Annotated in this window: 9 protein-coding genes and 2 pseudogenes; 6 read left to right on the top strand and 5 right to left on the bottom strand. The window is 71.8% G+C overall.

Annotated elements, in window-relative coordinates; translation table 11 throughout:
- The 5 genes and pseudogenes from KCH87_RS48140 to KCH87_RS48120 all read left to right on the top strand — a co-directional run.
- A pseudogene (locus KCH87_RS48140) lies at positions 1–703 on the top strand (protein kinase); the annotation flags it as partial.
- A gap of 92 nt (positions 704–795) precedes the next feature.
- The gene (locus KCH87_RS48135) at positions 796–1,053 is read left to right on the top strand and encodes a hypothetical protein (RefSeq protein ID WP_210594412.1); all 258 of its coding nucleotides are present in this window, start codon (positions 796–798) and stop codon (positions 1,051–1,053) included.
- A 144-nt stretch (positions 1,054–1,197) separates the two neighbouring features.
- A complete protein-coding gene (locus tag KCH87_RS48130; RefSeq protein ID WP_210594411.1) occupies positions 1,198–1,941 on the top strand; it encodes an FHA domain-containing protein in 744 nt (247 codons plus the stop codon).
- Positions 1,938–3,266: a serine/threonine-protein kinase gene (locus KCH87_RS48125; protein ID WP_210594410.1), complete on the top strand. Its 1,329-nt coding sequence runs from the start codon at positions 1,938–1,940 to the stop codon at positions 3,264–3,266. Before KCH87_RS48130 ends, KCH87_RS48125 begins: the two co-directional genes overlap by 4 nt.
- A 151-nt stretch (positions 3,267–3,417) precedes the next feature.
- The gene (locus KCH87_RS48120; protein ID WP_210594409.1) at positions 3,418–5,142 is read left to right on the top strand and encodes a serine/threonine-protein kinase; all 1,725 of its coding nucleotides are present in this window, start codon (positions 3,418–3,420) and stop codon (positions 5,140–5,142) included.
- A 74-nt stretch (positions 5,143–5,216) separates the two neighbouring features.
- Here the strand turns inward: KCH87_RS48120 and KCH87_RS48115 are convergent, their stop codons facing one another.
- The 3 genes from KCH87_RS48115 to purN form a co-directional block, all read right to left on the bottom strand.
- On the bottom strand, positions 5,217–5,861 hold the full coding sequence (locus tag KCH87_RS48115; protein ID WP_210594408.1) for a hypothetical protein: 645 nt from the start codon (positions 5,859–5,861) through the stop codon (positions 5,217–5,219).
- A 177-nt stretch (positions 5,862–6,038) separates the two neighbouring features.
- Positions 6,039–7,607 carry a bifunctional phosphoribosylaminoimidazolecarboxamide formyltransferase/IMP cyclohydrolase gene (gene purH, locus KCH87_RS48110; protein ID WP_210594407.1) on the bottom strand — a complete coding sequence of 523 codons (1,569 nt, stop codon included), beginning with the start codon at positions 7,605–7,607 and terminating at the stop codon, positions 6,039–6,041.
- On the bottom strand, positions 7,604–8,233 hold the full coding sequence (gene purN / locus KCH87_RS48105) for a phosphoribosylglycinamide formyltransferase (RefSeq protein WP_210594405.1): 630 nt from the start codon (positions 8,231–8,233) through the stop codon (positions 7,604–7,606). Before purN ends, purH begins: the two co-directional genes overlap by 4 nt.
- A 347-nt stretch (positions 8,234–8,580) precedes the next feature.
- Here purN and KCH87_RS48100 point away from each other — a divergent pair, with 347 nt between their 5' ends.
- Positions 8,581–9,384: a hypothetical protein gene (locus KCH87_RS48100; RefSeq protein ID WP_210594404.1), complete on the top strand. Its 804-nt coding sequence runs from the start codon at positions 8,581–8,583 to the stop codon at positions 9,382–9,384.
- Between the two features lie 149 nt (positions 9,385–9,533).
- On the opposite strand, the pseudogene KCH87_RS50925 reads toward KCH87_RS48100, so the two are convergent.
- Both KCH87_RS50925 and KCH87_RS50920 read right to left on the bottom strand, forming a co-directional pair.
- Positions 9,534–9,700: pseudogene (locus KCH87_RS50925) on the bottom strand (cobyrinic acid a,c-diamide synthase); the annotation flags it as partial.
- Positions 9,649–10,155: a DUF6350 family protein gene (locus KCH87_RS50920; RefSeq protein WP_374199109.1), complete on the bottom strand. Its 507-nt coding sequence runs from the start codon at positions 10,153–10,155 to the stop codon at positions 9,649–9,651. The gene KCH87_RS50920 and the pseudogene KCH87_RS50925, both read right to left, overlap by 52 nt.
- Positions 10,156–10,262: the final 107 nt, after the last annotated feature.

The following is a 10,262-nucleotide window of genomic DNA, read 5'->3' as shown; positions in this document are numbered from 1 at the left end:
GGGGGGGCCGCGGCGGGGGGGGGCCCCCCCCCCCCCCCCCCCCCGTGCCCTGCCCCGCCGCTCCCGCCGTACGACCGTGCTGGCCGCCGCGATCGCCACCGTCGGCGTGGCGGCGCTCGGTTACGGCATCAGCACCTGGGCGGAGAGCGGCGCGGAAGGGAGCGGGGCCTCCGGCGGCGAGACCGCGAAGGTCACGGCCGCCACCTACGGCGCCTCCGAACTCCGTACGGACAAAGGCGTCCCCGTGGCCTACCGCCGCCTCATCGTCGACTCGGCGCACGACTGCGTCCAGGAAGAGGTCACCCCGGCGCTGATCGCCGCCCTGCTGAAGGCGGAGAGCAACTTCGACCCGAACCTCTCCGACCCGGGCGCGGGCGGCGAGGGCGAGTACGGCATCGCCCGCTGGACGCCCAGCATCCTGCGCTGGTACATCCGCGCGGACGGCGTCCCCGCGACGGAAACCCCAAAGCCTCCCCTCACGCCCGCCGAGTCCATCCCGGCCGTGGGCCGGTACCTCTGCTTCATGGAACCCCGTCTGAACTCCACCGGCCTGACCGGCGACCGCCAGGTCCTGCTCGCCGCCGCATTCCGGACCTCGACCAAGAAGGTGAACGCCGCGGGCGGTGTTCCCCCGCAGTACCGCGACTACGCCGCCCGCGTCGCCCACTACCTCAAGGAGTACACGCCGCCCGGCAAGAAGTGACCCTGAGAGTTCCCAGGTACTGCTCGCGGCCGGCCGGCGCCACGGTCGACTTGTCCACCAACGGGGGTGGCAGGACCGGAGGGACACCGACCATGAAGCGCACTCTCGCCTCGGCGGCCTCGGGCTGCTGGGGGAACGCCGGGTCGAAGCAGGGTCCGGGCGGGGCCACGTACACCGCGCAGCAGTTCACCGACCGGGAGAACCCGCCGGTCGGTGACGCCCGCAACAACTGGTGGCTGTGGACGCAGGCCGACGACGCCTACTCCAACAACGGCTGGGGCTGGTTCCCGGCGACGAAGGTGTCGGGCGGCGGCAACTACCAGCCCATCCCGGGTCTGCAGAACTGCTGACGCCCGCAGGGCCGCGGCCTCCGGCCTCCTCGGGGGAGGGCCGGAGGCCGCGACGCGCCGGGCTCCGCCAAAGCTTCGCGGCTGCACTAAGGGTTCCCTTACTCTGCCCCACGTTGAACTGGGGATCGGGAGGGGGACGGCTCCATGTACAGCGTCATCGTCGTGCCGCCGGCGTGCGGCAGCGTGGACGAGCAACTACGGATCGCCGCCGGTGAGCGGATCGCGTTCGGCAGGGCCGAATCAGCCGGTGGCCTGACCATCGCGCACAACGGGGTGCCCCGCGTCGCCGGGGAGATCACGGCACACCGCTCCTTCTGGCTGCTGAGCAACCTCAGCGAGGACCAGACCTATGTGGTGGAGAACCCGGAGGGCGCCGGCGAGCACGTCAAGGTCGTGCCGGGCCGGCTGGACGCGCCCGTGCCGTTCGAGTTCTCGCGCGTGGTCCTGCCCGCCGCGGGCGACCTGCTCGCCTTCGACGTCTGGGCTCCTGGCCACGCCTTCAGCAGCGTCGCCCGCCACGGGCTCACCGGCGCCGTCACGGCACCGGCGTTCGCCCTCGACCGGACCAAGCGGTACTTCGCGGTCCTTGCGGCCCTGTGCGAACCCCGACTGCGCGGCGAACCGCACGCCCCGCTGCCCGCCGTCGACGAGTTGGCGGAACGCCTGCGTCCCGTCTGGCCCAGGGTCAGCCGCTCCGCCGTCTACTGGAACATCGACTACCTCGCCGTCAAACTCCGATTACGGCCCGGACCGGACACGGCTGAGCCCGGCCGGCGCCTCAACGGCAAGAAGGAGTCGCTGGTCTCGCTCGCCCTCCGCTTCGACCTGGTCCGCGAGGACGACCTCGCCGTACTCGCCCCCGCGCCGGGCGGGGTGGTCGTCCGATGACCGGGCAGTCGTACGCCGTCCCCGTCCCCAAGGGCTACCGGGTCGGGCCCTGGGAGGTCCGCGAACCACTCGCGTCGGGCGCGTTCGCCACGGTCTACGCGGCGCGGCGCACCGGTGCCGACGAGCCCGAGCTGCCCCGCCGGGCGGCCCTGAAGTTCCTGCCCACCGGCACCCGCACCCCGCGCCAGCTGCACCACCTGCGCGAACTGGCCGAGCGGGAAGTGGAGTTACTGGGCAGGCTGCGCGCGCCGCGGCTGATCCGGATGTACGACACCGTGACGGTCGACGACCCGCACCACCCCGAACTCGACGGCGCCACGGTGCTGGTCCTGGAACAGGCCGAGGGCGCCCTGGACGCCGTACTGGAGCAGACGCCGAAACCGGAGGCGGGACCCGCCCTGCTCGCGCAGATCTGCGCAGGGCTGCACCAGCTGCACCACGCGGGCTGGGTGCACGGAGACCTCAAGCCGGCCAACGTGCTGCTGATGGCGGACGGTTCGGTACGCCTCGCCGACTTCAACCTGGCCGCGGAACTGGAGGGCACGCACGCCTACGCGCCCGCGTTCGCCACCCGTGACTACACGCCGCCGGAACTGCTGTGGCCCGAGATCGACGAGCGGGGCACGCGGATCCGCCCCTCCGCCGACGTCTGGGCCTTCGGCGTCCTCGCCCACCTCGTCCTCGCCGGCTCCTTCCCGCTGCCGGGCGGCACCACGGAGGCCCGCTGCGACGCGGCGACGCGCTACGCGCGCGGCACGGAGGAACTGCGGCTGTCCCCCGAACTCCCGGAGGCGTGGCGGGAGATCGTGACCGACTGCCTGGCCCGGACACACGCGGAGCGAGTCACCGGCGAGGCTCTCCTGCGCCGCGTCGAGCAGGCGGCCGGCACCCTCCGCTCGGCCCGCCTGCCGCGGCTGCGGCCCAGGCGGTGGAAGCGTCCGGTCCTGGTCGCGGCGGTCGCGGCGGCGGTACTGGGAGCGGGGACGGTGACATACACCCTGCGGGACCGGACCGCCCCGGTGGCCGCGGCGCCGCCCACCTGCGAGAAGCCCGCGGTGTACGAGGACACCAAGTACGGCCGCGGCTATACGGCGGGCTGGAGCAGCACCTGGGACTTCACCCTCAGGCGAGGCGACGGCGGCAGCCAGGTCAGGGAACTCCAGTGCCTGCTCCGGCATCTGCACGGAATCACCGAAGTCGGCGAGGTGGACGGCGACTTCGGCCCCCTCACACACGGCGCGGTCCTCACCTTCCAGAAGCGGACGGAACTGGACGCGGACGGAATCGTGGGCCCGGGAACGTGGCGTGCCCTGCGCAAGGCGTGACCGACGCCGGCCCTCCTGCTCACCGCTAGGCATCGGCACTTGCGGGCGTGGCGGCGAGCACCGTCACGCTTGCCGCCGGACGGTAGTCTCTCGACAATCAACTGGCGTGGCACAAGAGCACGTTGAGCAATGAAGAACGGTCGGGGGACCCATGACAGACCAGCGACCCGTGTCGCCGAACACACCGGCGCCCGGTGACACCGCGCTGCCGCAGGCGGGCGCGAAACCGCTGCGGCCCTCCGACCCCGGCCGCATCGGACCCTACGCCCCCGTCGGCGTGCTCGGCAGCGGCGGCATGGGCCGTGTCTACCTCGCACGCCCCGCCGACAACACCCCTGGCCTCGCCGCGGTCAAGGTGATCCGTCCCGAGTACGCCGAAGACCCCCGCTTCCGGCGGCGGTTCGAGCGGGAGGCGTCCGTGCACGCCCGGGTGCATACGCCGCGAGCGCCGGACCTCCTCGGCACCGGGTTCGACGACTCGTTGCTGTGGATGGCGACGCAGTACCTGCCCGGCCTCAACCTCGCCGACGCCGTCCGCGAGTGCGGCACGCTCGAAGTCGCCGGGATGTGGCGGCTGGTCGCCGATCTCGGGCAGGCCCTGTCTGCGCTGGCCGCCGCCGGCGTCGTACACCGGGATCTCAAGCCGTCCAACGTGATCCTTTCCCTGCGGGGAGCGCACGTCATCGACTTCGGCATCGCGCAGGCCGCCGACAGCAGCGCGATCACCTCCAGCGGGAGCCGGGTCGGCACGCCCGCCTTCATGTCGCCCGAGTATCTGCGCGAGGGGCGGTGCGACACCGCCTCCGACGTGTTCTCGCTCGCCGGGAGCCTGATCTACGCCGCCACCGGGCACGCCCCCTTCGGGGACGGAACGGGCGTCGACGTGATGCATCGTGTCGCCTTCGAGCAGCCGAAGGCGGAGATCATGGCGGAACTCGCCGCCGTGGACCCGGCCTTGGCCGCACTCCTGTCCGCCTGCCTCGCCAAGGATCCCGCGGGGCGCCCCGTACCCGAGCAACTCACCGACGCCGCCACGGGCGTCGGTCACGGCCGCACAGCCTCCTGGCACGAGCCGCTCGACGCGCGGCTGCTTGCCCGACGGCAGGCCTGCGACGTACTGGAGCATGTCGCCGTCCCGGAGGCCGGCCCGGAGACCGTCCAGTTGCGTACGTCGCCCGGGCAGTACGCCATCTCCCCACAGGTCCCCGGCGGTGAGAGGCGGAAGAAGCGGACGGCGTACCTCGCCGTCGCCGCAACTCTCGCCGTGTGCGCCGTCGTCGCGGGCGCCTTCTTGCTCACCCGCCCGCCCAGCGACGAAACGGCCTCGGCCTCGGCCGGCAGCACCGCCCCCGACGGCGCTCCGACCTCCCCCCTCCCCAGCGCCTCCGCTTCGCCCTCCGACGACGGGAAGAAGGAGAAGGAGGAGGACAAGGGGAAGGGGAAGGGAACCGACTCGGGGGAAGAGAAGTCGGAGGCGTCGCAGAGCCCGAACGCATCCGGAGGCGGTGCCGGCGGAACGCGCTCCACTCCCGCCGGCAACACCACCGCCACGTCCGACGGCAACGCAAGTGGCGGCAGCGCCCCGACCGCCACGCCCACCAAGACCGCCACAACGCCCGCCACCCCGCCGTGGATCTCCCAGTGCACGTACTACTCCGGCACCGAACTGACCACCTCCGGCGACAAGGGCCAACGCGTCGTCCAGGTGCAGTGCATGCTCACCAAGCGCGGCTACAGCGTCGGCGGCGCGGGCGTGGACGGGCAGTTCGGCCAGGACACCGTCGCCGCGGTCAGGCTGTTCCAGAGCGACAAGGGGCTGGAGGTCGACGGCGAGGTCGGGCCCAACACCTGGGCTGCACTGCGTAGTTCGACCTGACGGGAACAGGACCCGCGACACCCCCTCCGCCCACCCCAACCGATGAATCCGCAGGTGGGCGGAGAGGCACGGAGTCAGCCGATGTTGAAATCGACGTTGGTCACATACCAGGCGTCGTCGATCCTGGTGGACTCGATCTTGACGTCCAGCTGCCCCGACTCCAGTCCCGTGGAGTTGGACAGGATGACCTTGTCGAGAGTCTGCCCGTCAATGGTGACCTTGCCGGCCGGGACCGCCGCCTTGTCGCCGGTGACCGGGACCTTCGCGACCTCCACCTTCGGGTTGCCCGTGGGCGGCTTGGGCGTGAACGACGGGCGGAACTTCCCGATGGCTTCCCGCATTTGCCGAGCCTCGGAGGTGTTGCCGTTACACCTCGACCGCGTGCCGACCTGCGCGGGCGCCGCATCGGTGGCCGGCTGCGCCATCACCAGGCACGCCCGCTTCGGCCGGCCCTTGATGACCTCGGTGACCCACGTGCCCACCGCCTCCTCGGCCGTGGACTGGCGGAGGGCCGACGACTGTGCGGCCGCCGAGCCGTTCCCGTCCTTCCCCTTCTGCGTCGCCTTCGCCCCGGCCGCCTTCGAGTTGCTTGCGTTCGGCTTCTTTCCCCCGACGGAGTCCGTCTCCTTCGAGCAACCCGTGACACCTGCGACCGTCGCCACAAGTGCGGCCCCGGCGACCAAGCGGACGATGCTGTTCGTGTATCTGTCCGGCCCCATTAAGGGAGCCCCTCCCAGTAGACATCCATTGGCTCGACGATGGAGACGGGATTGGCAGCGCAACAGTTCAACATCGGTGCGGGAAAAAGCTGTGGGAGAGCCTTAGTTGGCGCCTTAGTTGGCAAGGACCCGCCGGTATCCCCGGCGGGCCCTCCAGCGTCACGTCGGCGGAACGGCTCAGTGGAAGAAGTGCCGCGTCCCCGTGAAGTACATCGTCACGCCCGCCTTCTTCGCGGCCTCGACCACCAGCTCGTCACGGACCGAACCGCCCGGCTGCACCACGGCCTTGACGCCGGCCTCGGTGAGGATCTCCAGGCCGTCCGGGAAGGGGAAGAACGCGTCGGAGGCGGCGTACGCCCCCTGCGCGCGCTCGGCGCCGGCCCGCTCCACCGCGAGCTTCGCGGAGTCCACGCGGTTGACCTGGCCCATGCCGACGCCGACCGAGGCGCCGCCCTTGGCGAGGAGGATGGCGTTGGACTTGACCGCCCGGCACGCCTTCCAGGCGAAGGACAGCTCGCGCAGGTCCTCGGGGCCGAGCGCCTCGCCGGTCGCCAGCGTCCAGTTGGCGGGGTCGTCGCCGTCGGCCTGGAGACGGTCGGTGACCTGGAGGAGCGCGCCGCCGTCGATGGCCTTGACCTCGACGTCGTTCTTCGGCCCCTCGGGGGCGCGCAGCACGCGGATGTTCTTCTTCTTGGCGAGGGCTTCGAGGGCTCCGTCCTCGTAGTCCGGCGCGACGATGACCTCGGTGAAGATCTCGGCGACCTGCTCGGCCATTTCCTTCGACACCGGCCGGTTGACCGCGATCACGCCGCCGAACGCCGACAGCGGGTCACAGGCGTGCGCCTTGCGGTGCGCCTCGGCGACGTCCGCGCCGATCGCGATGCCACAGGGGTTGGCGTGCTTGATGATCGCGACGCAGGGCTCGTCGTGGTCGTACGCGGCACGGCGGGCGGCGTCCGTGTCCGTGTAGTTGTTGTACGACATCTCCTTGCCGTGCAGCTGCTCGGCCTGTGCCAGACCGCCGCTCCCCGAGGTGTACAGGGCAGCCGGCTGGTGCGGGTTCTCGCCGTACCGGAGCGTGTTCTCGCGCTGCCAGGTGGCGCCGAGGAAGTCGGGGAACTCCGACTCGTCGACGGGGGCGTACTCGCTCGCGAACCAGCTCGCGACCGCCACGTCGTACGCCGCCGTGTGCTGGAACGCCTCGGCGGCGAGCCGCTTGCGGGTGCTGAGGTCGAAGCCGCCGTCGCGGACCGCGGCAAGGACGTCGGCGTACCGGGCGGGGCTGGTGACGACCGACACGGACGGGTGGTTCTTGGCGGCGGCGCGGACCATGGACGGACCGCCGATGTCGATCTGCTCGACGCACTCGTCGGGCGAGGCACCGGAGGCGACGGTCTCCCGGAACGGGTAGAGGTTCACGACGACGAGGTCGAACGGCGCCACGCCCAGCTCGTCGAGCTGCTGCCGGTGGCTGTCCAGGCGCAGGTCGGCGAGGATGCCCGCGTGGACCTTGGGGTGCAGCGTCTTGACGCGGCCGTCCAGGCACTCGGGGAAGCCGGTGAGCTCCTCGACCTTGGTGACGGGGACGCCCGCGGCGGCGATACGGGAGGCGGTGGAGCCGGTGGAGACGAGCTCGACGCCGGCCTCGTGCAGACCGCGCGCGAGGTCTTCCAGACCCGTCTTGTCGTAGACGCTGACGAGCGCCCGTCGAATGGCCCGCTTGTTGCTCTCGGCGGTGGCGGTCACTGGATAACTACCTTTCGTCCCTCAATGCGATAGCCGTTGCGGGCGAGCAGCCCCACGACATCGACGAGCAGCCTTCGCTCGACTTCCTTGATGCGCTCGTGCAGAGCGCTCTCGTCGTCCTCGTCCCGGACCTCCACCACGCCCTGAGCGATGATCGGTCCGGTGTCGACGCCGTCGTCGACGAAGTGGACGGTGCACCCGGTGACCTTGGTGCCGTACGCGAGCGCGTCCCGCACACCGTGGGCACCGGGAAAACTGGGCAGCAGAGCCGGATGCGTGTTCACGAACCGCCCGCCGAAGCGAGCGAGGAATTCCTTCCCCACGATCTTCATGAACCCGGCGGAGACCACGAGGTCCGGCTCGTGGGCGGCGACGGCCTCGGCGAGCGCGGCATCCCACTTGTCCCGGGTGCCGTAGTCCTTGACGCGGCACACAAAGGTCGGCAGCCCGGCAAGCTCGGCCCGCGCCAGCCCTTCGATGCCGTCCCGGTCTGCCCCGACGGCGACGATCTCGGCTCCGTACGCCTCGACGCCGGTCTCGGCGATGGCGTCGAGCAGCGCCTGGAGATTCGTACCGGAACCGGAGACCAGCACGACAAGGCGCTTGGCCACGGGCTTGGCGGCCACGGTGGGGCCCTTTCTCGGGGGAGCGTTTTCCGTACGGCCGACGGTGCGTTCGTTCGGTATGTACGTTCGGTATGTACGTTCGTACGAATGCTTCGCGCCCCCGGATACGGGGAAGTCTACGAAGCGGCCGACCGTCAGCAACGATACCGGCACACCGGGCGGCCCCCATGGGACGGGGGCATGGCCGGAAGGTAGCGTCTGCGAGGAGCGGACTGGGGAACGCGGTCGGTCGGTGGTGCGTTTTACGAAGGACCGCTCACACCGGATCGCTCACACCGGGCCGGTCAGCAGTACCCACGAAGCCTTGGTCACCACGTCGTTATCAACAAGGGGAAGACGCTCACTTGATGCCGGACCGCAGCCTGCGACTCCTCACACTCCCCCAGCAGTCGGTGCAGGGAGGGGAGCGCAGCGCCGTGCTGGTTCTGCGGGAGCGCCCCGCCTCGCCGCCCGACGCGCCCTCGGACGAGCCGAACGGCGACGAGCAGGGCGGCACGACGCAGGAGGACAACCCGTTCGCACCGCCGCCGGAGGGCACGCCGGACCGCCCGTGGCGGCCACGACGCCCGTCGGGCGACGACTCCTCGGGTGACGGCGACAGCAGCTCGCGCTCTCCCTGGGGCAGCCAGTGGAGCGACCGCCAGCCCGGCCGCTCCCCCGGCGGCTTCGGCGACCGCCCCGGCGGTCAGGGCGGTCAGGGCGGGGGCCCCGAGGGCGGCCCGGGCGCAGGCGGCCCCGGCTCGAACCTCCGCTGGGACCCGGCCGACCCCTCCCAGCGCCGGGCGCGGTACGCCCTGCTCTCCGGCATGTGGGCCTTCTTCTTCGCCCTCTTCAGCTGGCCGTACGTGGCCCTGCTGCTGGGCGCCCTCTCCCTGTACTGGGGCATCAGCGCCCTCCGGGCCAAGCCCCGCACGCCCGACCCCGACACCGCGGCCCCCACCACGAACGCCCGCCCCCAGACGACGGCCGCGGTAACCGGCCTGGTCACAGCCTCCCTCGCCATCGCCCTCGTCGCCGCGACCTTCACCGCCCAACTCGTGTACAGCGACTACTACACCTGCGTGAGCGACTCCCTCACCAACGAGTCAAAGCAGTCGTGCAGCCAACTGCTGCCGGAGGAACTCCGGGGAGTACTGGGCACGGAAAGCTGACGCTTCTTCTCGACGCCGGTCGGCAGCTTCCGGCCCTCCGGCCACCTGAAAACGCCGGTCCGCACCATCCAGCCCGTCCGGCGTTTGAGGACGAGGGAAGCCATCCCGATCCCCCACCCACCCGCTGGGGGCCACCTCTCAGCGCCGGCCCGCACTTTCAGCCCGTCCGGCGTTTGAGGACGAGGCCGTTCAGGCCGACAGCGGGGGTCTGGGGGCGCAGCCCCCAGGGACGGGAAGGGACGGGTAAGGGCGGCGGGGGCGAAATCAGTCCTCCGGTGACTGCGGCGGCGGCACCACCTTCTCCAGCGGCGCCCACCCGGCGTCATCGCGCCACGCCGGTTGCGAATCACCGTCGGAGGGCAACAAGTCGTACGCCTCGGAGGCATCGTCCGGTTCAACAGGGGCCGCCTCACTGGACACGGCCGGCGTGACCTCCGACTCCCCCGTCTCCGACACATCCGCACCCTCCCCCTTCGTACGGGAGAACCAGCCCCCGCCAGAACCCTGCGGCCCCCCACGCCGCCTCCACCCCTTCCGACACCGCCAAGCCCGCCCCCCCCCCCCCACCACACCCGCCACACCCGCGATCCACCCCATCGCCGCCCCACCCGTCTGCCACCACACCGGCCCGAACCGGGCCAGCGCCGCGCCCCCGAGCGGCCCGCCCGACAGCACGGCAAGGACGACGACCAGCCCCCCGCACAGCACAGCCGCCAACCCGGCCGTCCCCGCGGTCCGCCGCTGCGACCAGGCGCTGCTCCGCACACTCACCTCGCCCCCGGAATCCCCCGCCGGCACACCCCCCCCCCCCCCCCCCCCCCCCCCCCCCCCCCCCCCCCCCACCCCCCGGCGCCCCCCCCCGCCCCCCCCCCGCGCCT

Source organism: Streptomyces sp. GESEQ-35 (assembly GCF_017948485.1).
In the GTDB taxonomy this organism is placed as follows: domain Bacteria; phylum Actinomycetota; class Actinomycetes; order Streptomycetales; family Streptomycetaceae; genus Streptomyces.
The sequence above is the reverse complement of the archived record's forward strand: the minus strand, read 5'-3'. Positions and strand labels throughout refer to the sequence as shown.

Excerpts from the sequence above, each read along its gene's own strand:
- KCH87_RS48135 (WP_210594412.1), top strand. The coding sequence starts at position 796 with ATGAAGCGCACTCTCGCCTCGGCGGCCTCGGGCTGCTGGGGGAACGCC.
- KCH87_RS48130 (WP_210594411.1), top strand. The coding sequence starts at position 1,198 with ATGTACAGCGTCATCGTCGTGCCGCCGGCGTGCGGCAGCGTGGACGAG.
- KCH87_RS48125 (WP_210594410.1), top strand. The coding sequence starts at position 1,938 with ATGACCGGGCAGTCGTACGCCGTCCCCGTCCCCAAGGGCTACCGGGTC.
- KCH87_RS48120 (WP_210594409.1), top strand. The coding sequence starts at position 3,418 with ATGACAGACCAGCGACCCGTGTCGCCGAACACACCGGCGCCCGGTGAC.
- KCH87_RS48115 (WP_210594408.1), bottom strand. The coding sequence starts at position 5,861 with ATGGGGCCGGACAGATACACGAACAGCATCGTCCGCTTGGTCGCCGGG.
- KCH87_RS48100 (WP_210594404.1), top strand. The coding sequence starts at position 8,581 with ATGCCGGACCGCAGCCTGCGACTCCTCACACTCCCCCAGCAGTCGGTG.